Genomic DNA, 22,726 nt, shown 5'->3' with positions numbered 1-22,726 from the left:
CAGTGAACTCGCGGCGACCGATAAAGTCGCTTCTATTGAGTTAAGTTTAACGTGGTTTATATCGTGTCAATCCTCGACGCTTTTGGCAATGCAAAAGCGTTCGATTCAAAGAGGCCGGCCCACCGGGACAACAACCTACGAAGCGGAACCAGCCATCGCGTTTGGGGCCTCCGTGCGTGAAGAAAGAACCAGTCAAGGCATCGCCCAGGAAACGCTGGCTCATCTGTCAGGAATCGAGCGTTCGCACATGGGAAAGATCGAGCGTGGCGAGCATGTCCCCACGCTCCCCCTCATTCTCAAAATCGCCCGTGCGCTGAAATGCAGTTCTGCCCACTTGATGGCGCTGACTGAAGCCAAGCTGGCAGAGACGGCTCCGCCTAAATCAGCGGACTGAAGCCGGCCCGCGCCGTGGCTCCTTGTCTACCCCTGTTCGTTGTCGTTCTTATTACCGGCGGCTGAATTTTCGCGCTTTACGGCCTCGGTGAGGAGGCGCAGGTATGGATTGTCCGGAGGCATTTCCTGGAACAGCGCTTCGGGAGCGCTCAGCAGGTAGCCGTGCAGTCGCCTGGATTTGCGCGGCCCCGTGACTTCGCAGGTCCAGATATTCAGCCCGCTGGCTTGCTTGCGGTGCAGGCCTAGCTTCTCGAAACGCTTCTGCACCCACTGCCATCCCTCCAGGTTCTCCGGTTTCGCCAGTGCGGCGATTTGCAGATGTTCCTGCGCATAGCGCTGGAAGACGCCGGGGCTCACCAGGTAGGCCGTTCCGGCGACGCTGTGCACCAAGGCTTTGGCGTCGTTGATGATGAGCTTGTGCGTCTGGATGCCCTGACGCAGCCAGGCCATGAAATGCTCGCCGGATGGCTCCGGCCGATCCTGAAATGGCGCGAGGCTTATCTGCGGCAGCACCGTAGGCGCCGGTGGCGAGGCAGGCTCGGGTTCGCTCGGGGCCTCCGGCGCTACGGGTGGGGCCGTGTCACTCAGCAGATCGAGCAGCGCAGCCACGCCGTTGTCGGTGGGCATAGGGACGGTCGGCGCGATGCTTGGTGGCGCCGTATCGGCGCTTTCCAAGCCTGGCGCTTCGGATGCCGGTGCCTGCGGTGTCGGCGCCCCTTGTTCCTCGTCGGCCTGCACGCGACCCGCGAACGGCGCCGGCCGGTCGGCCGCATCCCAGACCATGGCCGGAGACAGTTTCAGGAAGGTGAAGCTGTGCGACCAGCCGGCATCGCTGGTGACGGTGGCCTTCCAGATCGCCTTGCCGTCCGGTGTGGCCAAGGCGATGCCGTGATCCTGCAGCACGTTGAACACCGCCGTGTTGCTGGCCGGGATGCCGTCGATGCCCTGCGACAGCAGATGCGCGCGCAGCTTGTCCGAGACGGTCTTGCTCACCAGCCAGAGCGCGTCCTGGGTCAGCCAGCCATCCGAGGCCTGGGGCTGGTTCAGCTTGAATTCTTCCTTCAGGAGGTAGCGCAGGCCATCGAGCAGCTTGCGCTGCAGTGCGTGCCGGGGCGCTGCCAGGGCCTTGCTCGGATCGCCGCCGAGTTCCTGGGCGACGGATGCCTGGTCCGCCTGCACGACCAGTTCGCCGAGCATGCCGGCGTGCTCGTACTGGCCGGCCAGGACGTACAGCAGCGCGGCCCACAGGTCGGGGTAGTCGGCGAGCCAGTCGAAGATGCCCGGATCGAGCAGCCGGGCGTAGAGCAGCCCGGTGGCGGCGCTGTGCAGCCGGTATTCGCGCTCCCTGCGGTAGCGGAAGCGGTACGGCCGCCGCAGCGGGCCGTGCCAGGGATGCCAGACCGTGCCGTCCGCGTACTCGACGTGCAGGTCGACCGCGATCTTGCCGATGTCGTGCAGCAGCGCAGCATAGGCGGTGCCTGCGGTCCAGGCCTCGGCCTGGGCGGCTTGCGCCTCCGGCGTGGCGCCGGCGGGCAGCAGATGCGACTGCCGCAGCTTGAGCGCGTAGGCGACGATCTCCAGGCCGTGGTCCAGCATGCCGCCCGGATAGGCGTGGTGATGGGCCTCCGACGCGGGGAATTGCTGGACCAGCTCGGCGTAGCGTTCCAGCGGGGCGAGGTACAGCGTGGCGAACTGCCGGCGCGACAGCGAGGTGCGCTGCCAGATGTGTTCCAGCAGCTTCTGCCGGCGCGGCGTCGCCAGCAGCGATGCGGCCGGCTCCGGCCGCATCAGCCCTTTGCCGGGCTCGGCGGGAGGTTTGGGCGGTGGCGCACTGGCGGCAGGTGGCACCCGTTTGCGTTGGAACAGCGAGAGCATGGCGAACCCCAGACGGCGGGCCGGTCGGGAGAGCCTTTTGGCCTTTTCGGGTAGGGCCTTTCCCCTTGGCCCCATTCCCTTGCCCCTTCCCCAGCCCTTTGGCCTTTACGGAAACCTTTGGATATAGGGCAACGACGCCTGCCGAACCACAACCAATGCGGGTTTGGCCCAAGTCGGATTGATGCGGGAAGGCTGGCTGTGCCGCCCCTACGATGGAGCCGTTTCATCGACCGGACGGAGCACCATGCACACCCAGATTGACAAGGTAAGGAAATTTCCTTACCATCCAGGCATTGCCATCAGGAGTGCCGCCATGCCCGAAATCCACGAAGTCGCGACGCTGACCTCCAAGGGTCAGATCACGCTGCCCAAGTCCATCCGGCAAGCGCTGGGCGTGGACACCGGCGGCAAGGTGGCGTTCGACCTGCGCGGCGGCGAAGTCGTCGTGACCCGCGCCGACGCCGACCATGAAGACCCGGCCATCGGCGCCTTCCTGGGGCTGCTGGAAGCGGACATCCGGGCCGGGCGGCACGTCCAGTCCCTGCCGGACGATCTGGCGCGGGCCATGCTGGCCAACGCGCACCACGCGGTGAACCTCGATGAAGACATCGAAGGCGAAGTGGCGCTCTGATGCAGCGGCACGGTTGGACGCTCCTGTTCCACGAGGGCGTGATCGAGCAGTTGCGCAAGCTGCACGCGGCCGCGGAACGGGCCGAACAGAACGACCCGCAGGGGTTCGAGAGCAACGCCAACGTCAAGCTGTTCCGGGCGTTGAGCCAGTTGATCATGGATGTCGTGCCGAGCGATCCTGCGCGCGACGAATTCCGCCAGGGCAACACCTTGGGGCCGGCCTACCGGCACTGGCGGCGCGCAAAGATCGGGAGGCGGTTCCGGCTGTTCTTCCGCTTCGACTCCAAGGCCAAGGCGATCGTGTTCGCCTGGGTCAACGACGAGCAGACCTTGCGGTCGTCGGGCAGCAAGTCCGACCCCTATGCGGTGTTCGAGAAGATGTTGGGACGCGGCAACCCGCCGGACGATTGGGCGGCGCTGGTGGCCGCAAGCCAGGCCGACTGGCGCGCAGCAGACAAGGACTAGACCGCGGTTGAAGAACAGCACAGGTTTCAATCGCGACACGGACAGGGATCACAGCCACACGACAGGATGAACATGAGGTAGCCACCATGAAGACCGCCGCACAGACCACCTTCGCAGAACGCCTCGGCCGGACACTGGGCCGGGCGTGGAGAGGCTGCGCGCGTCTGGATCGGCGGGCGCAGGGCTGGCTGCTCGCGCAGGGATGGGCGCCTGGCATTGCCAAGGCCGCGCTGCTGGCCGTCAAGCTCGCTGCGATCGGTGTCCTGCTCTACACCGCGTTCTGGCTGGCACTGCTGCTTGCGTTCGCGCTGGTCGGCGCCTGGGTAGTCCGCAACGACGATGGGAGCTACGACGAGGAACACAAGCCGGAATGGCGATACGGCCCTGCCGGGTACGGCCTCTACACCCATGACGATTACCGGATCGACCCCCACGATCCAGAAGACGAGCAAGCCTAGAGGCGTTACTTCGCTGCTTTCATAGCGACACCCGCACCCCTGCCGCCAGCAGCTTGGGCATCCCTGGTTCCTGCCGCCAGCCCTTGAATTGCCGTTCCCGCGCGCACGCCTACCCAGCCCAGCGCAGCCACCCAGAAGGTAGGCAGCACGATGAACATCGTCGCCATGACGAAGTTCAGCAGCATGTCGCCGAAGGCGTTGTTCAGGCCGATCAGCGGATCGAAGTTGCTGTGCGGCCGGTTCGCGCCGAACCCCCAGCCGTAGAGCGCGTCGAGGATCGTGCTGTCCAGCCAGCGCGCGAGCTGGAACCAGAAGTCCACGAAGAACAGCGCGAACTGCACGCAGCTCACCGCGACCAGCGCCTTCAGCTCGTAGGTGCCGAAGACCAGCACCAGCGGGATGCAGATCACCAGCGCCATCTTGAGCAGCGACAGCACCATCGGCAGCGCCTGGCGTACCACGTCCATCGCCGGAAAGAAGCCCAGCGAGCCCATGGTCAGCCCCAGGTCGCCGGCGCCGCGCGTCACGACGTTGGGCAGCGTCTTCTCGATCTGGCCGCCGTAGTCGGTGTAGACCGAGCCCTGGTTCATCTTCTGCTGCCGCGGCGAGACCACGGCGCGGATCACCGAGTCGTTCACCTCGCTCTGCGACAGGAAGCCCGCCCAGCGGCCGATGCGCGTCAGCAGGTCGGGATCGACCTGGGCCAGCAGGCGCGCGCGCAGGCCGCTGCCGCCGTCCGACCACCACTGCCGGCACGTGGGGTAGCCCCCGCCGCTATCCACCTGGGCCAGCCCCGCATCGCGCGTCGCGTCGTAGGGCCAGGCCGTGCGTGGCGTGTTCGAGTGGTAGGTGTCGTAGAAGCCCGCGTTGTTCAGGAAGTAGCTCGAACCGATCCAGGTCACGTCATTCATCTGCTCGTCGGAGAGCGTGGGCCGAGACATGAACAGCTTGGCGCGCGAGGGGCCGTAGCAGTCATGCACGAAGTCGCCGACCTCCTGGGCCAGCACCGGGTCATCGATGCGCGTGGCATCCACGTCCATGCGCATCTGACGCAGATCCGTTCCGCAGGGGATGGCCGCCACCGCGCCGCCCGTCACCGCCTTCGAGATGGCGTGCATGAAGAACCACCACACCGGCACCAGCGCGCTCTGGTTGTTGAGCGTGGTGTAGGCGTTCGACCAGCCCGTGTCGGTGGGCTGCGGGACGCTGACCTGGCATTGCGCGGAGCGCGTCGTGTCGAACTTGATGGTGCTGAGGTCGACCGGAATGAAGGGGATGCCGGCGAACAGGATGACGACGATCGCCACCCACACGCGGTTCTCGATGCGCATCGATGACAGCACCCCCTTGTTGCCCTCGTCCGCACCCTCGGCCCGCGCGCGCAGCCATTCCTGCACCACCATGACCACGAAGGGCAGCGCGAATACGCCGCTGGCCACGAGGATGTTCCAGATGCCGTTGCTGACGATCCACCCGACCAGGGTCAGGTAATACTCCAGGTAGTCCGTTGTGTTGAGCGTCATGGCGTTCTCCAGGGCTCAGCCATTGCGCAGTAGCTGGCTGCCTTCGAGCAGCACGAGGGTGGCGACGGCCGCGATCTCGGCGCGCAGCAGGCGCTGATGGGTCTCGGCCAATGGCTCGCGTTCGCGCAGGCGCCGACGCATCCACCACCAGCCGTAGGCCGTCGCCGCGTAGAGCAGCAGCCGCCAGACGAGGAAGTGGCCCGAGTGCTCGCGCAGCCACTGCTCCCAGCCGTCGATGCTGCCGACGATGTGGAGGCCGACGACGTTCACGCCGACCGCGATGCCCGCCACCAGCAGCACCCACAGCAGCACGATGCCGACGCGGCGGCCGAGCAGCCGTGCCGGCCGCAGCCAGGCCCGGCTGGTCATGGCCCGCTCCGCGGCTTCTGCACTTCCTTGAGCCGGTCGCGCGTCGTGTCGCCCTCGAAGATGCCGCGCGAGCCCGCGGCGCGGGTGCCGTGGCGCTGCACGATCGCCATCGCCGAATTGCCGGCCAGCGTGCGCCGCAGCTCCAGCTCGGTCTTGAGGTTGTTGATCTCCTGCTCCAGCGCGTTGTTCTCCTGATCGACCGCCTTCACGGCCAGCTCGTTGGCGGCGACGTTCGGCTCCTTCTTGCCGGTCAGCAGCGTGCGCTGCAACAGCAGGGCCTTCTCCAGCACGCTCGACAGCGCGGCTTCGGACGCCAGGCGCTTGCCGAGCAGGTCTTGATCGGGCTCGTCGCGCAGCGCCTCGATCACGCCGCGCGTGATCGGCAGCGAGTTGCTGCCGGCGGCTTCGAGGTTTGCCACCGTCATCGGCGTCGAGCCCGTCACGAGGCCCTGCAGTGCCTGCAGCTTGGTCTCGTACTCTTCCTGGATCACCGGCGTCAGGCCGACGCCAGGCGTGGTCTGCGTCTTGGTGCAGGTCTCGCAGGTGCGTTGCTCGCGCTCGCCGAGCACGCGGGTTGCGAAGTCCGCTGCGGCCTGCGGCGAGGACCAAGTTTGGCAGGTCAGCCGGTTGCCGCAGGACGCGCGCGGGATGGATGAGGTGTCGCTGACGCCGCGGCTGTTGAGCAGGTTGTAGCCGGCACGGGTCACGTCGCCGACCACCTTGATGGAACCCTGGCCCGAGCCGCCCGCGTTGCCGCCGCCCACCCAGGGCACGCCGTTGTTGCCCTTGTTCGATTCGGCCTGCTCGACGGCGGACACCGCATCGGTGCTGCTCACCGCATCGCGCAGCGCGAAACCTTCGGCGAGCTGATCCCACCCGGCCTGGCCGCCGGCCATGTCCGCCATCCGGTTGGCCATCGCCTTGCACGTCAACTTGCTGCGGTCGAAATCGAGCCGAGCCTGCAGCACGCCGTTGGTCAGCAGGTTGTAGAGGCCCGGATCGGCGCGCTGGATGATCAGGGCCGGCAGCGACGCCACGGCGCTGGTGGCGCTCTGGATCACCGAGGACATGATCTGCTGAAAGCCATTGGTGAGGCCGTTCAACTGGTTCTGCAGCGTCGTCGTGATGCTCATGTTTCCGCAGATCAGGTTGCTGTTCCAGCCGATGCCCACGCCGATGCTCTGCATGTTCCCGGCGCCGCCCATGGACACGGCCCGGCCGCCGCCGATGCTGTAGAGCACGTCGTCGCCGATGACGCTGCCGCTCACGCCGACGCCGGTGGGGCTGATGCGGGTCTGCGCCCACGCGACGCCGGCTGCGGCCGTGACGGCGCAGGCGAGCGCGATGCTGAGCGCGTAGGGCCTGGCGCGCTGTGCGAAACGGGAGAGAGACGCTTTCATCGGAATACCTCAGAGGAAATCGACGCTGCCGAGGAAGACCTGCCCGCGGCGCTGGCAGCAGGCATAGGGCCGCCACAGCGCCCAGGCGTAGTCGCCTTGCTGGGCCTGCACGCGCGTGTTGGAGTGGGGGAACACGGCGCAGGAGTTGGAGAGGGTCGGCGTCAGCTCCTGCCACTTGCCGGTGGAGGCATCGCTCTCCACCAGGGCGCCGGCCGGCCAATAGCCGTCGCTCGAACTCGCGAGCAGCGGCTGGTAGACGTGCGGCTGCATGCGCCGCGTGACGACATCGCCCGCGCGCTGCGCGACGACGGCGCCGCTCTTGTAGTCGTCGGTCTGATGCAGGAAGCCGCCGCGCGGATAGACGTTGCCCCACAGGTTGAGCGTCGTGCGGCCGCCGATCTCGCGCATGCCGGGGATCACCGCCTCGGGGTACACCATCTCCGGGACGTTGTAGCGCCAGGCCAGCGTGTCGAGGGTGCTCAGCAGGTACGGCATGAAGGCCGTGCCTGCGCCCTGGCAGGCGTAGCCGGACGCGCTGGCGAACTGGCTGAACACCGAACCGCCGGGATGCCCGATCACGTCGGCGTTCTTGAACTTCGCCAGGTTGTTCTCGTTGTCGTGGTTCGTCGTCCCGTCGCCGCCGGCCTGCGCCGTGGGATTGGGCATGCTCATGGCGCGCACCTCGATCCACGGGTTCTCGCCGGTGTTGCTGTAGCTCGACACCACCGCGTCGGGAATGTAGTGGCGCACCTTCACCGAGGTGCGCACCGTGCAGCCCGTCCAGGTGCAGAACAGCCAGTAGCAGATGCCGACGACGCGATATTCCAGGCAGTCGGGCGACAGGGCCGAGGACACGATGGTAGCCGTGTTCAGCGCGAAGCTCGAAGCGGCGCCGCCGAGCAGCACCGAAGCGATGGCAAGGCGGGCCCGGCGCGACGACGCCGACAGCAGGCGGTTCATGGCTGTGCCCTCCGATGTGATTCGATGCGTGCCACGGCGCGCGCGACATCGGGCTCGCCGTAGACCACGTAGCGGCGATCGACCACCACGGCAGGCACCTTGGCCAGCCCCAAGCCCCAGGCATCGGCGACGCCCTGGTAGGCGCTGCCGATGCGGCGCTGTAGTGCCTGGCTGCCATCGCGCAGGCGTTGCTGCACGAGCGCGGCCGCGCGGCCCGGATCGGCAGGCAGGCCCGCGGCCAGTTCGGCCTCGATGCGCTCGGGCAGATCCAGCTCGATCACGCGCGCGCCGGATGCGGACTGCACGGGATGGCGGCTGTCGGTCACGACCAGCACGTCGGCTGCGGATGCGTCCTGGCCGAGCAGGCACAGCAGCAGCCCTCCCGCGCAGGCGATGCGCGTACACCGCAGCCGCGGGATGGGTTTCAAGAAGGGAGCCGTCATGGCGGGCGTCCTGGGAATGAGAGCAAGGCTCTAGTCGAACGCCGAAGGCAGTCCAACCGCGACAAGGAATGCGCACCGCGCGCGCTCCGCTTTGGGCAGACAGGCGAAAGAAAAGCGGCAGCCGAGGCTCCCGCGGGGACCAGGCGGTCAGCGGCGCTACAGCAGGCCGGATTCGGCGAAGGAGTACGGCGTGCCCTTGCCGACGATGAAGTAATCCACCACCCGGACATCGACTATCGCCAGGGCGGCTTTGAGCCGGTCGGTCAGCGCCTGATCGGCGGCCGAAGGCACGGTCATGCCAGATGGATGCTGGTGGGCCAGGATGACCGCCGAGGCGTTGAGGGCCAGGGCGCGCTGCACCAGCACCCGCGGGTACACCGAGGTTTGATCGACCGTGCCCTTGAACATCGGCTCGTAGGCGAGGACTTGGTGCTGAGAGTTGAGGAACACGACGGCGAAGACCTCGTTGGGCTCCGCGACCAGCTTCAGATGCAGGTAGTCGCGCACGGCGGCGGGACTGTTCAGCATCGGGCCGGCCTTGAAGATGCGTTGTTCCAGCAAGGCGATGGCCTGGCGGATGATCCAGTCTTCGTGCTGGGCGGCGATCAGGCTGAGCGACTCGGGACGCGAGTCGGCGACGACATAGGACATGGCGAACCTCCACGGGATGAAGTCGGAGGACGCCTGTCCCGGGAGGGACAAACCCTCCGGGGACGATGAAGAACAAGCGGCAGAAGAGCGGGCATCCGCCACCGCATGCACAGTGGCTGTTCGCGTCCAGGGATGCGCAGCGAACGGGGTCGATCAGCACGGCCAAGCCGCGTCGTAGCCTTGAAGATCGTGGCTACCTGGGCATGTCTCCGAGAGACTCGGCAGGCATTTCCTTCGATGCGGGCTCGGCCGCTGCACTGGCCGCCAGCAGGTCGATCGCGGACAGCAAGGCATCTCCTTCGACCGGGCCGTGCAGCAGCAGCGTCTTGCCGGACTGGCGATCCTGCAGGCGCAGCGTGGGCGTGACCTTGATGCCCTCCTGCGCCGCGCTCGCCGACTGTGCGCGGATCAGCGCATCGGGGCGGTCGCTGTCGAGGCACTGCTGCGCGGCCGGCGTGAGGTCGGGATAGCGCAGGCCCTCGGGCAGGCCCTGACCGTCGCCGCGGGTGTGCGTGTAGACCCACTCGGCGGCCTGCCAGAACGCGGCCTGGCCGCCGGCCTCGCCGACGCACTCCACCAGGCGCGCACCGGCAGACGCGGCCGGCTCGTGCAACGGCAACGGCAGGTGATGCCATTGCCAGCTCACGTCCGGGTGCGCGTCGATCCAGCGCTTGAGCACTGCGAAGTAGGCGCGGCAGAACGGGCATTCGAGGTCGGCGTACTCGACCACCGTGAAGCGCGCATCGGCGCGGCCATAGCGCCAGGGCGGGCCGGCTGGTGCCGTTGCCGGCGCAGGCGTTGCTTCTGCCGAAGGAAAATCGGGTTCGGCGGGCGGCGACTGCGGCCGCAGGCCGAGCCATGCGGCCGTTGTCAGGGCCGCGGCCATCAGCAGCGCGACGACAAGGACGGTGCGGGACGGCGCGAAGCGAGGGATGCGCATCGTGGACTCCCCGTCACGCCAGCGCATCGAGCACCAGCGGCTCGATGCTGCGGGCGCGGTCGATCTTCTCGGCGATCTTGAAAGCGGCGTCCAGTTCGCCGATGCCGTACTGCTGCATCAACTGGAAACGCTCGGCCTTCTCTTCCGGCTCGGTCTGAGCCAGCGCCAGGTACAGGCTGGGCGGCACCGCGCGGAATAGCACTTCCATGCTCTTGGAAAGGATCACGCCCTCGCTGAACTTGCCGGCCTCCTTGCGGGCCGACAGCATCAGCGCCTTCTGCGCCGCGTTCAGCTCGCGAAAGCGCGCGATCTTCTCCACCTCGTCGGGCGGCATCGAGAGGCAGATCCACCACTCGATCATGTTGAGCATGGGCTCGGCGGCCTTGGGCAGGTCGTCGATGTTCTGCGTCGCCAGCCAGTACCAGGCGCCGAGCTTGCGCCACATCTTCGTGATCTTGACGACGTAGGGCGCAAGCAGCGGGTTCTTGGTGATGATGTGCCCCTCGTCCGTCACGTTGATGATCGGCCGGCCGAGGAACTGGTCGCGCTCGGCGATGTTGTTGACCGTGTTGATAAGGCTGATGTAGGCGATGGAAAGCTGCGCGTTGTAGCCCTCGCGTGCGAAGGTCGCCAGATCGACGATGGTGATGTCGGCCTCGGGCCAGGGCGTGCCGGGCCGGTCGAACATCTCGCCGTCCACGCCCTGGCAGAACATATCCATCGCGTCGGCCATTTCCAGCAGCCGCGCGCGCCGCACCTCGGGTAGTGCCGTATCGCGGGCGCGCTCGCGCAGCGCATCGCGCACGTCGCGCGTCAGGACGGTGCGCTGGTTGGCCACGCAACGCTGGGCCGCATCGAGGATGCACTGGCGGATCAGGCTGCGGTCGGCGCGCGTCATGCGCGCCTCTTCCTTGTCCTCGCCGCCGGTGATCATCAGCCGCGCGGTGATTTCCAGTTCCCCCAGCACGTCACGCTGCTCGTCGGCATCCGCTGCCTGTGCCGCTTCGTCGCGGTCCTCGTCCAGGGCGTCGGCATCCAGCGTCTGCACCTGGCTGGGCGTTTCCACCAGCCGGTGGGCGTCGGCGAACGGCGCGAGGCTCACCCCGGCACCGGGGGCCAGCTTAACGCGATGCACCTTCATGCCTAGCCGCGCCGCGAAGTCGCCGAACAGGCCGAAGCTGTTGCCCGCCTCGACGATGAACAGCCGCGGCCGGTAGATCGCCGTCACCTGGTTCAGGATGTTGTTGAGCGTGGCGCTTTTGCCCGAGCCGGTGGGACCGAACAGGAACAGGTGAGCGTTCATCTGCCGGTCGAGCCGGTTCAGCGGGTCGAAGGTGATCGGCCCGCCGCCGCGGTTGAAGAACGTGATGCCCGGATTGCCGGTGCCCTGGCTGCGGCCCCACACCGGCGCGAGGTTCGCCGCGTGCTGCGCGAACATCAGTTGCGTGTACCACTGGCGCTTGTCGGTGGCCGGATCGAACACGCACGGGAGCCAGCGCAGGTAGCTGTTGAGCGGCGCCACCTCGTCTTCCTCGCGCACCGGCTGCAGGCCGGCGTTGAGCATGACGTTGACCAGTTGCAGGCCGCGGGCGTCGAGCTGCGCGAGGTCGCGTCCGCGCAGATAGAAGGCAAGCGCACCGCGGTAGAGCTTGTGCGCGCTGCCGATCAGCCCGCGCGCTTCCTGCACGTCGCGGCGCGTCTGCTCCGAAGCCAGCGTCTCGCCGACCGACTTCTTGCTCAGGTGGTTCAGGTGCTCTTCGAGCACGTCCTGCGGCGTCGCGACGACGGTCAGGCACATCACCGTGTCCTCGGGCATCTGGTCGAACAGCGCGTTGACGGCATCGCCGCCCTTGCGCGTTTCGCCGGTGACGTGGCCGGTCGCAGGCGGCATGCGCAACCGGTCCATCACGATGATCCGGTGCGGCATGCCGTCGAGCAGCCACGTGCCGTTCGCCACGTCCGAGCGCGGCTGGCCGAAGAACAGGCGCTGCGCGAAGTCTCCGCTGGCCAGCTCGATCTCGCCGTCTTCGACTGCCTCGGGGTAGCGCGTGAGCGCATAGAAGCGCTCGCGGTCGTCGGCGCTGGGGCCGAGCAGCGTCGGGTGCGGGTTGAACCAGCGCAGCAGCCAGTCGTGGATGTCGGCCGCCTCCATGCGGCGGGATTTCACGCCCGCGTTGGCGAGGCCGCCCACGAGCCGGTCGCAGATCGTCGTCAACGCCTGCTCGGGGGACTGGCCGCGCCGCGATGCGGTCGTAGCGTTCGCGCGCCGGTAGACCACCATTCGCACGCGCCGGACCTGGCCGCGCCACGGCAGCCGCGTCACCGTGGTGTCCTCGAACAGCCCGCCGGGCTTGGCAATGGCGCGCAGGTGGTGCCCAAAGAAACGCAGGTAGAAGTCCGTGAAGGCGCTGCCCTGGGCGCGCGGCCGCACATAGTCGGCCAGCCCGCGCAGGTAGGTGTCCCAGGTCGATTCGTCCTGGGCGTAGAGCTGCACGACCCACGGGTTCTCGTCGAGTTCGTCGAACGAGTCCTGCAGCGCGTTCTCCAGTGCATCGCGTGCCTGCCACAGCCAGGCCATCTCACGGCCTTCGGTGCCGACCGGGGCCAGTTCGAAGAAGCCCGCAACCGACTGGCCGTCTTCCAGCAACATGCTCTTGGAGCCGGGCAGGTACTCCATCCACGGCAACAGGTCGGCGAAGGACGGTGCCACGCCGTAGAGCGCCTGCAGGTCCGCTTCGGTGGTCGGCGGGCGCGGCTGGCTGCCCATCGCGCTGCCGGGCTCGGGAATGCCGTGCGCGGCCAGCGTCGAGACATGCTGCGACCAGGCGTCATCGGCATCCAGGTCGGGGCCGGCGGGCGTGACGGCCTTGCGTGCCCAGGGCAACGACCAAGCCATCAGTAGTCCTCCAGGCGCTCGCCAGGCATCGCGTACTGCACGCGCTGGTAGAGCGGGAACACGGTGGTGTAGCCGGGCACGGGCACCGGGTCGGTGCCGGCCAGGTGCGGGAACACGTACATCACTAGGTCCGGGTTCGGCAGGCGTCGGAACTGGCGGTAAATCTCGTTGGCCGCGGTGCGCGTGTAGGCGGCAGCGGCGGCGGGCACCGCCTGCACGTCGGCCTCGGTCAGCGGCCGGCGCAAGTCCTGGCGTGCATCGAGCAGTTGCCGCGCTGCCTGCCCACCACCGGCGCTGCCGCCCGTCTCCTGATTCCACACGTCGAGCATGGTGTGATCGCCGTGCGGCAGCAACTTGTCCTTGCTGGTGGCGCAGCCGCCCAGCACCAGGACCGCGCACAGGATCGCGGCCGATTCAATCCAAATCCGACGCATGCTTGCCTCCGATGCGTTGATTGACCCGGCGCCCCTTGGCGTCGTAGTCGATGTTGAGCGGCTGCTCCAGATGCACCGCGACCTTGGCGCCGGGCCGCACGTAGACGGCGGCGAAGGCTTGGCCGTAAAGCTTGTTGACCCAATCGGCCATGTCGCGGACGCCCCCGGCCAGGATGCGGCCCATCGCCTCGTTGCCGCTGATGCCTACCGTGCCAAGCGAGCCGTTGCTGTTAGCGACCACGGCCACGCTGCCGTTGTCCGACTTGATCAGTGAAGCGGCGCCGGCGCCGGCCGCGGTGATGAGGGCTTGCGAACCCAGGTACTGCTGCGCGTTGCTGCGCCGTTCGCCGCTGACGCAGGGGATGCCGTAGGGATCGCTGATCCAGCCCAGGCCGCCTTGCGTCGTGCTGTTTGCACCATTGCCCTGGCCGCCGCCGCTCTGGTTGCGGTTGCCGTCCTCCGGCATCGTGCGCACCGTGCCGTCGTTGAAGACGAACGTCACCGAGCGAATCTGGCCGCGCACGCAGGAAAGCGTCCAGTCGCCCGAGGCCGTGCCGCTGACCACCGCGCCCGCCACGTCGGGAATGTCGATGCCGTTGGCGGTGAGGTTGTCCGGGCCGATCAGCACCTTGAAGGGGTACGGGTCGTTGACCGTGCCGTCGATCGGCACGCGGCCGATCAGCGCGGTCATCGCGATGGAGCCCATCAGCGTCGAGTTCGACGGCACCGTGTAGACCGGCTTGGACGACGTGCCCACGGCGCGGCTGCCTGCATCCGCGACGGTGCTGGCCACGTTGTCGGCCGTGTCGGAAAGCGTCTTCTGCGCCGGCCCGAAGCTGGTCGGAAAGTTCAGGCCGCCGCTGCTGCCGTTCTTCGCCGAAGGCTTCGCATCGTCCGGTTCCACCCAGCGCGTGCCGCTGGTGCTGCGCGCGGCGCCGCCCTGGCTGCCGCTGAAGCCCTTGCCGTCGCCGTCCTCCAGGCCGAGCCCGACCGGCAGATCGGCCTGGCCGCCCTTGCCGGAAAGCCCATCCAGGCGCCGCTGCAGGTCTTGCAGCAGGCCCTGGGTCTGCTGGCGGTCGCCGGCCAACTGCTCGCGGTCCTGCTGCAGGCGGCCGCGTTCACCATCCAGCGCGGACTGGATGCGCTGGTCGATCGCGCTTTCCCGCGCGCGCATACGCTCGTTCTCGCTCTTCTGGTTCTTGTTGTCGTTGAGCGCCGTCTGCAGCTCGTTGCGCAACTGCTTGACCTGGGCCACCAGTGTGGCAACGGTATCGCGCGGCGTGTCGCCCTCGATGCCCAGCGCCTTCATCTCTTCGGGCGTGAGCGAGTTGGCGCTGCCGGCCGGAACGGGCTTGGCGCCGCGATCCCCGGAGAACATCTTGATGCCGACGAACAGCAGCACCAGCGCCATCGGGATCAGCAGCCACTTCAGGAGGGGGTTACTTTTCATGGCGGGCACCTCCTTCGGCCTGGCCGGCCGCCGCGGCCGGCGGCAGGTTCACCGTCGCGTCGATCGGTGAGAGCTTGGGCAGCAGCGACTCGGCCAGGCCGTGGCCACGGGTCACGAGGTAGACCACCGTGGTGTCGGCGGCGCGGCCGGCCGGCGCCAGATTCGGGTGCTGGAAGGTCGCGGCGAGAAAGTCGCCCTGCAGCGCGCGGGGATCGAGGTCGAGCCAGCGCCCGGAGGCGTTGGTGAGCTTCACCGCCGTCACCCACTGGTCTTCGAGCCGCCAAGCGGCCAGCGCCTGCGCACGCACCGGCAGTGTGGGCAGCAAGGTGGAAAGCTCCAGCCCACGGCGCAGATTGACGCGGCCGAGGCCGGGAACGGGCTCCACGGTGCGCAGCGGCGCGTAGAGGTTCTGCGCCGCATAGCGCGTGAGCACAACCGCCACCGGCGTGGCGCGCTTCGCTGCGGGTACGGTGCGCTCCGCATCGTCGTCCGCCGGCTTGGCCGGCTCGCCGTAGCGCGTCGCCGGCACGTCGCCTTCGACGATGCGCACGGGTTCGAGTGCAGGCTGGCCCGCCTTCGCCGGCTCGGCCGCGATGTCCAGCAGGATCAGCGCGCCCGACTCCACGTCCTGCAGTTGCAGCCGTGTGGGCGGGATCGGCGCGCTCGCGCGCAGGTAGATCGCGCCACCAGCGCTCTGCACGCGCAACTGCTCGCCAACCGTGGGCGGCACACCGATGCGCACGTTGCGCTCGATGAACACCACGCGCTCCTGGCCGACCACCAGCGGCACCGCCAGCGGCAGGCGCTCCCAGCGCAGGATTTCGACGGCATGGGCCGCAGGCACGAAGGCCAGGCACAGCAGCAGGCCAGCCAGGGCCGCCGCAGATGAACGCTTCACGAGGGACTTCATGGGGTGTCTCCCTGCAAGTTGGAGCCGGCGCTTGCGGCCCGGCCGGGCGGCGCCGCAGGCGGCGGGGTCTCGATGCGCTCCGGCGCGCGTGCATGGCAGTCCAGCGCCAGGCCGAAGGGGTTGCGCTCGGGGTCCACGTCCATGCGCACAACCTTGAGTGCATAGCGCACGAGCGCGCGCTTGACCTGCTCGGCGCCCAGGTACTCGTCGGCGCTCACGTCCAGCGTGACGATCCAGTTGTTGGCCGACACGGTGCGCACGCGCATGGCCGGCTCGTCGCCGTAGCCGCGGCCGGGAATCTCGTAGATGCCGCGCACGCGCTGGCGTAGCTCGCCGTTGCTGCGCCGGAATTCGTAGTCCTGCTGCAGGAAGGCACGGCAGCTCGGCGTGAAGTACGCAGACAGTGCATGCAGGTTGCGCGGGTAGTCCTGCTCGCCATTGGTCGGCCAGCGCTGGGCCTGCTGCCAAATGTAGAAGGTGAAGGCGTAGACGCTCTCCGGCGGCACGTCCCACCACTTGCGCGTGCTGCCCGAGCGCAGGTCGGGTGGCACGTGGATGGTCAGGCTCTTGGGTGCGCTCCACCAGCCGAAGCCGAGCAGCAGCGCCACGACGAACAGTGCGGCGCCAGCCAGGCGCAAGGTCTTCACATGCGCCTGCAGGTGCGCGACCTCGTTCTTGAATCGGCTCATGGTCTACCTCGACGCAGGGACGGATCGGGCCGCAGGCGCCGCGTGGACCACCAGCCCGACCGGGTGATGAGCTGGCCCCCGCCCGCATGCGCAGCCAGCGCGGGGTAGCGCAGCGCGAGGCGCCACTGGAGCTGGCGGTACAGCCAGGTGTCGGGCCGGCCGCGCTTCCACCGCCGCAGCAGGCCGCCGCCCACGAAGACACCGACACCGATGCCGGCGACGATCAGCGTGGGCACCATCGCGATGCTGTGCGTCAGCCAGGCCAGCGGTACGCCGGCCACGAGACCGGCCGCGCCGGACAGCCCGGCGCAGACCCACAGCTCGTCGGCCGTGAGCCCGCGCACGACCACCGGGTGGCGGTTGAGGCGGTGCGGCAGGAAGGTCACGAGCCCGTCGCGCGACGGACTCTCCAGGGCGCCGGCCATCGTTGCCGGGCCTTACAGGACGCCGGTAGCCTTGGTCAGCAGCCAGATGCCGACGACCAGCAGGATCGCGCCCACCGCGACGGTCAACCCGAACTGCCCCCACGTTGCGCGGCCGGTGTGGATCTCGGCGTAGCGCGTGTAGGCGTGGTAGCAGACGCCGACGAACATCGAGGCGACGACGAGCAGCGCGATCAGCAGCACGATGTCGTAGCCGTAGTTTTGCAGCGTCTGCATGATGCCGCTGCCGGTGCCGCGCGACGGGTCTTCCAGCGTGGGAAGGTCGGCGAACGACGGCAGCGGCGTGGCGGCGATGCCCAGCGGGATCAGCAGCGCGGCGATGCGCGCGGCGGGCCGCGACGTGGGACGGCGAGAAGTAGCGGGAGCGTTCATGGCGAAGTACCTTTCATGGGGTCAGGACAGGAGGAAAAAGCCCAGCACCAGGTACATCGCGACGAAGCGCACGATGACGCCGAGGAACTGGCGTTGGGTCAGGTGGTGCTCGGCCCAGCCGACATAGGCAGTGCGCATCGCCCACACGCCCCACAGCAGCAGGATGGCGAAGACGAAGCCGAGCACGACGGTGGAGACGGCCCCGGGCGCGAAGCCGCCGTTGGCCGTGAAGGCGGCGACCTGATCGGCGGAAGGCGTCATGACGACGGCGCCTCCTTGGGCGACGTCGCAGGCGCCGCGTTACTGCGCGTGTAGTCACCGGCCAGCGGCACGGGATCACGCGGCTGGGCGCGTTGCGGAACGAGGTAGTCGCGCACGCCGGTGCGCACGCGCTCCAGGTCGGCGCGCAGCCGCGCGTAGTCGAAGTGGTAGCGGGCGCGCTCCTGCGGCGCGGTGGTGGCGGCGTGCTCGGCGAGGCGGTCCAGCAGTTCGAGCTGGCGCGTTACCGCGGCGAGCATCTCGCGCTCCGCAGCGTTGTCGGAGGCGTCAGCGGCGATGGCGGGCTGCAATCCGGCAGCGGCAAGCAGCAGCGCGGCAACACGCACGGCCCAGGGTGCCTCGACGGCGAAGCGCCGAACCTGCGCGGGATTGCGAGTGGTTTCCATCGAGCCGTTCTCCGAGGGATGCGGATGGCTCGATGCTCAAACGGCCGGTCTTCCGGCGCCGCAATCAATCGGAACCGGCCAGCCACCGCTTTCCGCGGCAAACTCCGCTGCAGAGGAAGGAATTTCCCCGATGACGTCGTCTTTAATGCACTACCGTCTGAGTGGAGGTGCAAGTCAAGACGATGATGGTTGTTGCGCTAGTGCTCTACTCCACGGGGAAGAATATCGACCCTTCGCCTGATCTCGGCACCAACTCTGCATACAGAGATCTACGCCCGATGATGACAGCGAGCACTGGCCGCTTGTCCCGACGCTGCGCTGCCAACAAAGTCCATTCAGATCTGTCAAGGCTAGAAGGCTGGGGATGGTCTTCCGGGTGGGTATGCCATTCGCCTAAATAGCGGACAGTTCCCTGACTCGCCGTCCATCGCGACAACGCAATAGCCTCATGACCAAACGGCATCCGCTCGAACAGATAGCGAAACCGCTTGTCCCACGCGGTAGGAACCGTCGCCTGCTCAATGAGCAAATGGGCTCCATGTACAGAACCAAGCAAGAGTCCGCCCGCTTCGCAGTCGGCATCACTAGCCTGGATATGCTGACTGAATGTCTCCAGCGTCTGGGTCGAAAAATGCAGCAACCTGCTCTTGTCGCCAGTTGCCCAGGACCCTAGGAATTGCATAGAGGGCAATCATGATCTCGCAGAGGATCGCAGTCAGGCGTGGCCAGATGATGGGTCTGGTCGATCAGCCGGGTCCGCAATGCAGGAGAGTGGACGCCCTTGACCCAATCAAGGGCCATCTCAGCACCCAAGCTGGCTGCCTGCACCGACACCGAAGCCGGAAATGGCACATACAAGCCCTCGCACCCGTGGCCTGCCAAGATGTTAGGCAGAGCATCAATGGTCGAGCGAAGTTCGCCTCTTCTGTGGCTCTGCCATAGGCATCGGTAGCACGCACCCGATGCGTTCGTTCTCAGGAGCGCACGCACAGCCGTTCCCGGCCCTTCGATCCAAACAGAAAGCATGGGCGTGGGAGCCCTGTAGCGGCCGCACAGCCAATGCCCGAGGGATTCTTCGCCGGTGGCATCGATGAGTAGGTCCAGCTTTCCCAGTTGGGCCTGTCTCACGTCCACGGGGAGCGCATGAACCTCGACGCCTGGCGACAAGCGCTTGAGTTCCTTCGCCATCGCCTCAGCCTTGTTCGACAACAGGTCCGGGAAGCCGAGCCGATGCCGTCCGATGTTCTGTGGAAGGAGGCCATCAAAATCCACCAGCGTGAGTTTCCCTCCGCATGATCCTGCCCCGGCCTTGACCAGCATGTCCGAGAGGTATCCGCCGATCGTGCCGCAACCCACAAGTGCGATTCGTTTCCCCGCCAACGTTTTCGACTTGGGGATGTTGCGCTGGGCCAGATACCGGTCATCGATCCTGATCACTGAGACGGGCATTACCTTCAGCCCAAAACTCGAATCCCTGCGATCAGCAAGCTTGGTCTTTTGACTCACTTGGTGGTCAAAGAGCACGGCAAAGCCGTAGGTCATCAGTGGCGATTCGATGATGATCAGGACACCATTTGCTTTTTTGCTTTGCCCTTCCTTGATTCGTTCGTGAATCTTGCGCCGACACCGTGGGTCCAGGGTGCTTTGCCAAGCCAAGACGTCCCCCACCGTTTCGGGGGGCCAGTGGCTGGTTAGTGGGCGGGGTTGCGCGGTGGTCTTGACCCGGTATGTCAGCACCGTTTTATCAGTGACCTGGTAGCCGAGTGAATGCAACTTTCTTGTTGTTCGATCTTCGTTGTCGGTGATGAACCAGAGTGGATTCCCATTGGCTTGCGCAACGATACAGTTTTGTCGCCCCAGATCTTCGCCTTGCATGTCCACAAAACAAAGCCAGCCGTTCCAGTAGGCAAAGAACTCTTCGGCGAGATCTTCGATCATCTCGCCCTTCAAGATCTGCCCGAGCACCGCTGCCGCCCGTTGCAGGCACGCCAAGGACTGCCCTACAGGATCGTAGATGTCCAGCACGACAGTTCCCTTGGCCAGATAGCAAAGGCCGCCCTCCGCGCCAAGATGAGGAACTGCATTGGGCAGTTCAGGCGGAATTTCGAGCAGCCGAATGCGAGGCAGGTCGAAGAAGGTAGGGTCGAGCTGAACCTCACATGGAATGCCATCGTCCGCGCCGCACGGGATCAACGGCCCCCTCAGCTTGAACCAGCCGTCGTCCGTCTTGCCGACAAACTCGAAGCCTTGCAGCCTGAAGGCTTCGACCACATCGGAGACCACGGCGACGCTGCTCATCCGGCCTTCGTGCGCCCGACCAATTCGCTCGGACCAGCCGTAGCCGGCGCTGCGGCAATGGTGGCGACAACGGATACCACCTTGACCCGGTCCGGCTCGTTCGGAAAACGCGGACCGAATTCGCCTTGCATCCAGACGCAGGCCTGTGAAGGGCTGCCGGCGTTGGTGGCTCCGCGCAGCACTTTTTCGAATGCTTCGAACGCTTTCGCAGCCTCTTCGACGCCCTCTTTACCAAGGCGTGCAGTAAGCGACTCCGACTCATCAACGGGGTTGTTCACCCCCGCGCGCAGCCGGGCCGGCAATGCCGCGACGACATCCAGCAACGCCAGGTCGTCGCGCCGATCTCGCTTCTCGAATAGCGGAGCCGCAGCGGCCATCAACAGAATCGAAGCCGGTCCACCGCTCGACCACCGCCAATCGCGAAACGCCTTCAAGTAGCGAATCACGCGGCGGAACTGATCGCCCTTGGCCTCCACCTCGCCCAAAAACCATTCCTTCACAGGCCTGGGGTCGGAGGGCATCCAGTTGCACTCGCGGTGAGCCAGGAGCACTTTATCAGCGGGCAATGCCGTCCAGGCATCCCGCTCTGCCATGTTCACCGCCTCCGTCAGCGAGTCATAGCCGTATCGCTCCATCGAGGCTTTCGCGAGCGTGACGAATTCTTCGTCGGGGATGGCGTACAACGGAATGTCGATGTGGGCATAGGCCGCAATGACAATCCGGATGCATGTCGGCTTGTCGGTGACAAGCTTCCAGTGCTTCTCCTCGACCAACAGCCTCAAGGCTTCTTCAGCAGCTGCAAAGAACACCGTTGTGGCCCTGCTGGGACGCTTCGTCTGCGAGACAAAACTCAACGGCAGATAGCAACCATCATCGACATCCGCCTGCTGGGGCCGTTGTGCCGGGCCGTTCAAGGTCTTGTACGCCCACGATCCTTGCGTGAAGAAGCGTGGCTGCGGCACGTCGTCCGTGTACCCGCGTTCGCGCAGCACGCGCGGAATTCCGGTGCGAAGGCAGTTCCTGACATCATTTCGGGCGCTGGCGATCCAGGCTCGTTGCTCGGGCGACAGATCCAGCTCGTCATGCATGCAGGATTCGTCATCGACGGTGGTAAAGAAAAGCGGGCTCAGGTTCAGCATTCGGCCTCCGGCACATTCTTGTTGGGGCCGTGATAGAAGGTGGGTGCGCCGGCCTGGTGCGCTCGAAACGGTTGGAAAAGAGGGTCGCCAAGCGCGCGCTGCGCTGCATGATTGCCGCGGTCCTTCAGCGTATTCGTGGCGCCGATGGAAACCCGGTCCAGCGCCTTTACGTCCTTGCTTTGATCGGGCGTGGCCTTGTCGTCGATCTGGAAGTAGTTGCTACCCAACGACTGGCGCAGCATGTAGTCCACCGACGACTCCTGGGCAGAGATCACCAGATCGAACAGCCCTCCGCGCCACTTGCCGAATCCGCGGTCGAGGCTGGCGCCGCCACGGACGGTTGCACCGATCGTCATCGTGCCGATGGACAGCACCCGGACCAGTGCATTCTGTTTCGGCGCGAGGAACGTATTGACTTCGTGCAGCCCGAACAGTCCTGGCGCATTGCCGACCAGTCCTCCATCCGCAAAGACGCCACGATCGTTGCGCGCTAGCGGAAAGTAAACGGGCGCAGCGGCGGTCGCCAACGCCACATCCACGATCCTCATGCGGTGGTCCATCTCAAATGAGGGATGGTGAGGCGTTTTGAAGAACTGGCCGCGCCCCGTCGAGTAGTTGACGGCTGGCACGAGAACGCGGTGCTTCAAGTTGCCGATCGTGGCGTCTTGAAAGCGCTCGGTCAGCACGCCCCGCAACCCTGCGGAGTCGTGCTTGGCGGTCAACCAGAAGCCCAGAAGGCGCCGAGCGAGACTTCGGCAACCAAAGATGCGGGAGCCCTGTCGTTCGAACAAGGCTTTGAGTTCAATGGCGGGGATTTCCGCGGCCAGCCCCAAGGCCAGCATCCCGCCTGCAGAGGTGCCGCAGATCAGGTCGAAGTGCGAAGCGATGGGGCGGCCTAGCACGGCTTCAAGCTCGGCAAGAACCGTCGCTGTGTACAAGCCGCGATAGCCGCCCCCAGACAGGGCGAGCACATGGTAGGTGGGCACGCCCATCATGGCACTCAGCCCTTCGGCGGGAAGGAGTCGTTACCGTGGCTGTCCTTGTCACGGATGCGACCGTCCGGACGGTGGATGACCAGTTCGGACTGCTGGTTGCGTGCGATGTCCCGCGCCGCGTCAATGGCCTGCTGCTGCGTATCGTGCACGGAGGTTGCCCGTTGATTGCCGGCACCCTTGACGGCCCAACCGTCCTGGTGAGGAACTACATGCTGATTTTTGCCTGTCATGGCGAATTTCCTAAAGTTGAACCATCGAGACCCCGGCCAGCCGGCCGGGTTGCCAATGACCACCGGTTGAAGCAAAATTCGTTGCTCTTGCAGACAAC

The 22,726-nt window shown here is 66.6% G+C and carries 26 protein-coding genes; 4 read left to right on the top strand and 22 right to left on the bottom strand.

Annotated features, from left to right (window positions below):
* Positions 1-88 precede the first annotated feature (88 nt).
* A complete protein-coding gene (locus LG202_RS11105; protein ID WP_003454714.1) occupies positions 89-394 on the top strand; it encodes a helix-turn-helix domain-containing protein in 306 nt (101 codons plus the stop codon).
* 26 nt (positions 395-420) lie between these two features.
* Here LG202_RS11105 and mobH read toward each other — a convergent pair whose 3' ends face one another.
* Positions 421-2,268, bottom strand: coding sequence for a MobH family relaxase (gene mobH, locus LG202_RS11100; RefSeq protein ID WP_031329115.1), 1,848 nt, complete (start codon positions 2,266-2,268; stop codon positions 421-423).
* Between the two features lie 313 nt (positions 2,269-2,581).
* Between mobH and LG202_RS11095 the strand changes: the two genes are divergently transcribed.
* From LG202_RS11095 to LG202_RS11085, 3 genes are all read left to right on the top strand, one after another.
* Positions 2,582-2,899, top strand: a complete 318-nt coding sequence (locus LG202_RS11095) for a type II toxin-antitoxin system PrlF family antitoxin (RefSeq protein ID WP_003454724.1) — start codon at positions 2,582-2,584, stop codon at positions 2,897-2,899.
* Positions 2,899-3,363 (top strand): type II toxin-antitoxin system YhaV family toxin, encoded by a 465-nt coding sequence (locus LG202_RS11090; protein WP_003454727.1) that lies wholly within the window; start codon positions 2,899-2,901, stop codon positions 3,361-3,363. Before LG202_RS11095 ends, LG202_RS11090 begins: the two co-directional genes overlap by 1 nt.
* 86 nt (positions 3,364-3,449) lie before the next feature.
* A complete protein-coding gene (locus LG202_RS11085) occupies positions 3,450-3,821 on the top strand; it encodes a DUF3742 family protein (protein ID WP_003454730.1) in 372 nt (123 codons plus the stop codon).
* A gap of 5 nt (positions 3,822-3,826) precedes the next feature.
* Here LG202_RS11085 and LG202_RS11080 read toward each other — a convergent pair whose 3' ends face one another.
* The 21 genes from LG202_RS11080 to LG202_RS10980 form a co-directional block, all read right to left on the bottom strand.
* Positions 3,827-5,344 carry a conjugal transfer protein TraG N-terminal domain-containing protein gene (locus LG202_RS11080; RefSeq protein WP_003454733.1) on the bottom strand — a complete coding sequence of 506 codons (1,518 nt, stop codon included), beginning with the start codon at positions 5,342-5,344 and terminating at the stop codon, positions 3,827-3,829.
* A 15-nt stretch (positions 5,345-5,359) separates the two neighbouring features.
* On the bottom strand, positions 5,360-5,713 hold the full coding sequence (locus LG202_RS11075) for a hypothetical protein (protein WP_004265620.1): 354 nt from the start codon (positions 5,711-5,713) through the stop codon (positions 5,360-5,362).
* Positions 5,710-7,113, bottom strand: a complete 1,404-nt coding sequence (locus LG202_RS11070; RefSeq protein WP_003454739.1) for an integrating conjugative element protein — start codon at positions 7,111-7,113, stop codon at positions 5,710-5,712. Before LG202_RS11070 ends, LG202_RS11075 begins: the two co-directional genes overlap by 4 nt.
* Before the next feature lie 9 nt (positions 7,114-7,122).
* Positions 7,123-8,073, bottom strand: coding sequence for a TIGR03756 family integrating conjugative element protein (locus LG202_RS11065; protein WP_003454742.1), 951 nt, complete (start codon positions 8,071-8,073; stop codon positions 7,123-7,125).
* Positions 8,070-8,516, bottom strand: coding sequence for a TIGR03757 family integrating conjugative element protein (locus tag LG202_RS11060; RefSeq protein WP_003454745.1), 447 nt, complete (start codon positions 8,514-8,516; stop codon positions 8,070-8,072). The genes LG202_RS11065 and LG202_RS11060 overlap by 4 nt, the downstream gene beginning before the upstream one ends.
* 156 nt (positions 8,517-8,672) lie before the next feature.
* On the bottom strand, positions 8,673-9,167 hold the full coding sequence (locus LG202_RS11055) for a JAB domain-containing protein (RefSeq protein ID WP_004265610.1): 495 nt from the start codon (positions 9,165-9,167) through the stop codon (positions 8,673-8,675).
* Between the two features lie 193 nt (positions 9,168-9,360).
* Positions 9,361-10,107, bottom strand: a complete 747-nt coding sequence (locus LG202_RS11050) for a DsbA family protein (protein ID WP_003454752.1) — start codon at positions 10,105-10,107, stop codon at positions 9,361-9,363.
* Positions 10,108-10,120: 13 nt separating this feature from the next.
* Positions 10,121-13,003, bottom strand: a complete 2,883-nt coding sequence (locus LG202_RS11045; RefSeq protein WP_021194024.1) for a conjugative transfer ATPase — start codon at positions 13,001-13,003, stop codon at positions 10,121-10,123.
* On the bottom strand, positions 13,003-13,437 hold the full coding sequence (locus tag LG202_RS11040; RefSeq protein WP_004265606.1) for a TIGR03751 family conjugal transfer lipoprotein: 435 nt from the start codon (positions 13,435-13,437) through the stop codon (positions 13,003-13,005). The genes LG202_RS11045 and LG202_RS11040 overlap by 1 nt, the downstream gene beginning before the upstream one ends.
* Positions 13,418-14,887 carry a TIGR03752 family integrating conjugative element protein gene (locus LG202_RS11035; RefSeq protein WP_031329113.1) on the bottom strand — a complete coding sequence of 490 codons (1,470 nt, stop codon included), beginning with the start codon at positions 14,885-14,887 and terminating at the stop codon, positions 13,418-13,420. Before LG202_RS11035 ends, LG202_RS11040 begins: the two co-directional genes overlap by 20 nt.
* Positions 14,877-15,797, bottom strand: a complete 921-nt coding sequence (locus tag LG202_RS11030) for a TIGR03749 family integrating conjugative element protein (RefSeq protein ID WP_003454777.1) — start codon at positions 15,795-15,797, stop codon at positions 14,877-14,879. Before LG202_RS11030 ends, LG202_RS11035 begins: the two co-directional genes overlap by 11 nt.
* Complete coding sequence (locus tag LG202_RS11025) at positions 15,794-16,486, bottom strand: PFL_4703 family integrating conjugative element protein (RefSeq protein WP_003454780.1); 693 nt, start codon at positions 16,484-16,486, stop codon at positions 15,794-15,796. Before LG202_RS11025 ends, LG202_RS11030 begins: the two co-directional genes overlap by 4 nt.
* On the bottom strand, positions 16,483-16,911 hold the full coding sequence (locus tag LG202_RS11020; protein WP_003454784.1) for a TIGR03750 family conjugal transfer protein: 429 nt from the start codon (positions 16,909-16,911) through the stop codon (positions 16,483-16,485). The genes LG202_RS11025 and LG202_RS11020 overlap by 4 nt, the downstream gene beginning before the upstream one ends.
* Before the next feature lie 12 nt (positions 16,912-16,923).
* Positions 16,924-17,301, bottom strand: a complete 378-nt coding sequence (locus tag LG202_RS11015) for a TIGR03745 family integrating conjugative element membrane protein (RefSeq protein ID WP_003454787.1) — start codon at positions 17,299-17,301, stop codon at positions 16,924-16,926.
* Between the two features lie 21 nt (positions 17,302-17,322).
* Entirely contained in the window at positions 17,323-17,562 is a 240-nt protein-coding gene (locus tag LG202_RS11010) for a TIGR03758 family integrating conjugative element protein (RefSeq protein ID WP_003454790.1), read from the bottom strand.
* Positions 17,559-17,966: an integrative conjugative element protein, RAQPRD family gene (locus tag LG202_RS11005; protein ID WP_004265602.1), complete on the bottom strand. Its 408-nt coding sequence runs from the start codon at positions 17,964-17,966 to the stop codon at positions 17,559-17,561. Before LG202_RS11005 ends, LG202_RS11010 begins: the two co-directional genes overlap by 4 nt.
* Before the next feature lie 205 nt (positions 17,967-18,171).
* Positions 18,172-18,648 (bottom strand): Mov34/MPN/PAD-1 family protein, encoded by a 477-nt coding sequence (locus LG202_RS11000; RefSeq protein ID WP_003454794.1) that lies wholly within the window; start codon positions 18,646-18,648, stop codon positions 18,172-18,174.
* The gene (locus LG202_RS10995) at positions 18,636-20,264 is read right to left on the bottom strand and encodes a ThiF family adenylyltransferase (protein WP_003454796.1); all 1,629 of its coding nucleotides are present in this window, start codon (positions 20,262-20,264) and stop codon (positions 18,636-18,638) included. The genes LG202_RS11000 and LG202_RS10995 overlap by 13 nt, the downstream gene beginning before the upstream one ends.
* The gene (locus LG202_RS10990; protein WP_169340759.1) at positions 20,261-21,403 is read right to left on the bottom strand and encodes a CBASS cGAMP synthase; all 1,143 of its coding nucleotides are present in this window, start codon (positions 21,401-21,403) and stop codon (positions 20,261-20,263) included. Before LG202_RS10990 ends, LG202_RS10995 begins: the two co-directional genes overlap by 4 nt.
* Positions 21,397-22,398: a CBASS cGAMP-activated phospholipase gene (locus tag LG202_RS10985; protein ID WP_003454800.1), complete on the bottom strand. Its 1,002-nt coding sequence runs from the start codon at positions 22,396-22,398 to the stop codon at positions 21,397-21,399. The genes LG202_RS10990 and LG202_RS10985 overlap by 7 nt, the downstream gene beginning before the upstream one ends.
* 5 nt (positions 22,399-22,403) lie before the next feature.
* On the bottom strand, positions 22,404-22,628 hold the full coding sequence (locus LG202_RS10980) for a DUF2188 domain-containing protein (RefSeq protein ID WP_003454802.1): 225 nt from the start codon (positions 22,626-22,628) through the stop codon (positions 22,404-22,406).
* Between the last annotated feature and the right edge of the window lie 98 nt (positions 22,629-22,726).

This window comes from Methylobacillus methanolivorans (assembly GCF_054588515.1).
This window is presented reverse-complemented; position numbering and strand designations above follow the sequence as displayed.

Bases quoted from the DNA above. Each gene is read 5' to 3' on its own strand.
- LG202_RS11030 (WP_003454777.1), bottom strand. From the start codon at position 15,797: ATGAAGTCCCTCGTGAAGCGTTCATCTGCGGCGGCCCTGGCTGGCCTG.
- LG202_RS11085 (WP_003454730.1), top strand. From the start codon at position 3,450: ATGAAGACCGCCGCACAGACCACCTTCGCAGAACGCCTCGGCCGGACA.
- LG202_RS11010 (WP_003454790.1), bottom strand. From the start codon at position 17,562: ATGACGCCTTCCGCCGATCAGGTCGCCGCCTTCACGGCCAACGGCGGC.
- LG202_RS11105 (WP_003454714.1), top strand. From the start codon at position 89: ATGCAAAAGCGTTCGATTCAAAGAGGCCGGCCCACCGGGACAACAACC.
- mobH (WP_031329115.1), bottom strand. From the start codon at position 2,268: ATGCTCTCGCTGTTCCAACGCAAACGGGTGCCACCTGCCGCCAGTGCG.
- LG202_RS11045 (WP_021194024.1), bottom strand. From the start codon at position 13,003: ATGGCTTGGTCGTTGCCCTGGGCACGCAAGGCCGTCACGCCCGCCGGC.
- LG202_RS11090 (WP_003454727.1), top strand. From the start codon at position 2,899: ATGCAGCGGCACGGTTGGACGCTCCTGTTCCACGAGGGCGTGATCGAG.
- LG202_RS11095 (WP_003454724.1), top strand. From the start codon at position 2,582: ATGCCCGAAATCCACGAAGTCGCGACGCTGACCTCCAAGGGTCAGATC.
- LG202_RS11065 (WP_003454742.1), bottom strand. From the start codon at position 8,073: ATGAACCGCCTGCTGTCGGCGTCGTCGCGCCGGGCCCGCCTTGCCATC.
- LG202_RS11035 (WP_031329113.1), bottom strand. From the start codon at position 14,887: ATGAAAAGTAACCCCCTCCTGAAGTGGCTGCTGATCCCGATGGCGCTG.
- LG202_RS11000 (WP_003454794.1), bottom strand. From the start codon at position 18,648: ATGCAATTCCTAGGGTCCTGGGCAACTGGCGACAAGAGCAGGTTGCTG.
- LG202_RS11080 (WP_003454733.1), bottom strand. From the start codon at position 5,344: ATGACGCTCAACACAACGGACTACCTGGAGTATTACCTGACCCTGGTC.
- LG202_RS11055 (WP_004265610.1), bottom strand. From the start codon at position 9,167: ATGTCCTATGTCGTCGCCGACTCGCGTCCCGAGTCGCTCAGCCTGATC.
- LG202_RS10980 (WP_003454802.1), bottom strand. From the start codon at position 22,628: ATGACAGGCAAAAATCAGCATGTAGTTCCTCACCAGGACGGTTGGGCC.
- LG202_RS10995 (WP_003454796.1), bottom strand. From the start codon at position 20,264: ATGAGCAGCGTCGCCGTGGTCTCCGATGTGGTCGAAGCCTTCAGGCTG.
- LG202_RS11040 (WP_004265606.1), bottom strand. From the start codon at position 13,437: ATGCGTCGGATTTGGATTGAATCGGCCGCGATCCTGTGCGCGGTCCTG.
- LG202_RS11015 (WP_003454787.1), bottom strand. From the start codon at position 17,301: ATGAACGCTCCCGCTACTTCTCGCCGTCCCACGTCGCGGCCCGCCGCG.
- LG202_RS11025 (WP_003454780.1), bottom strand. From the start codon at position 16,486: ATGAGCCGATTCAAGAACGAGGTCGCGCACCTGCAGGCGCATGTGAAG.
- LG202_RS10990 (WP_169340759.1), bottom strand. From the start codon at position 21,403: ATGCTGAACCTGAGCCCGCTTTTCTTTACCACCGTCGATGACGAATCC.
- LG202_RS11005 (WP_004265602.1), bottom strand. From the start codon at position 17,966: ATGGAAACCACTCGCAATCCCGCGCAGGTTCGGCGCTTCGCCGTCGAG.
- LG202_RS11075 (WP_004265620.1), bottom strand. From the start codon at position 5,713: ATGACCAGCCGGGCCTGGCTGCGGCCGGCACGGCTGCTCGGCCGCCGC.
- LG202_RS11070 (WP_003454739.1), bottom strand. From the start codon at position 7,113: ATGAAAGCGTCTCTCTCCCGTTTCGCACAGCGCGCCAGGCCCTACGCG.
- LG202_RS10985 (WP_003454800.1), bottom strand. From the start codon at position 22,398: ATGATGGGCGTGCCCACCTACCATGTGCTCGCCCTGTCTGGGGGCGGC.
- LG202_RS11050 (WP_003454752.1), bottom strand. From the start codon at position 10,107: ATGCGCATCCCTCGCTTCGCGCCGTCCCGCACCGTCCTTGTCGTCGCG.
- LG202_RS11020 (WP_003454784.1), bottom strand. From the start codon at position 16,911: ATGGCCGGCGCCCTGGAGAGTCCGTCGCGCGACGGGCTCGTGACCTTC.
- LG202_RS11060 (WP_003454745.1), bottom strand. From the start codon at position 8,516: ATGACGGCTCCCTTCTTGAAACCCATCCCGCGGCTGCGGTGTACGCGC.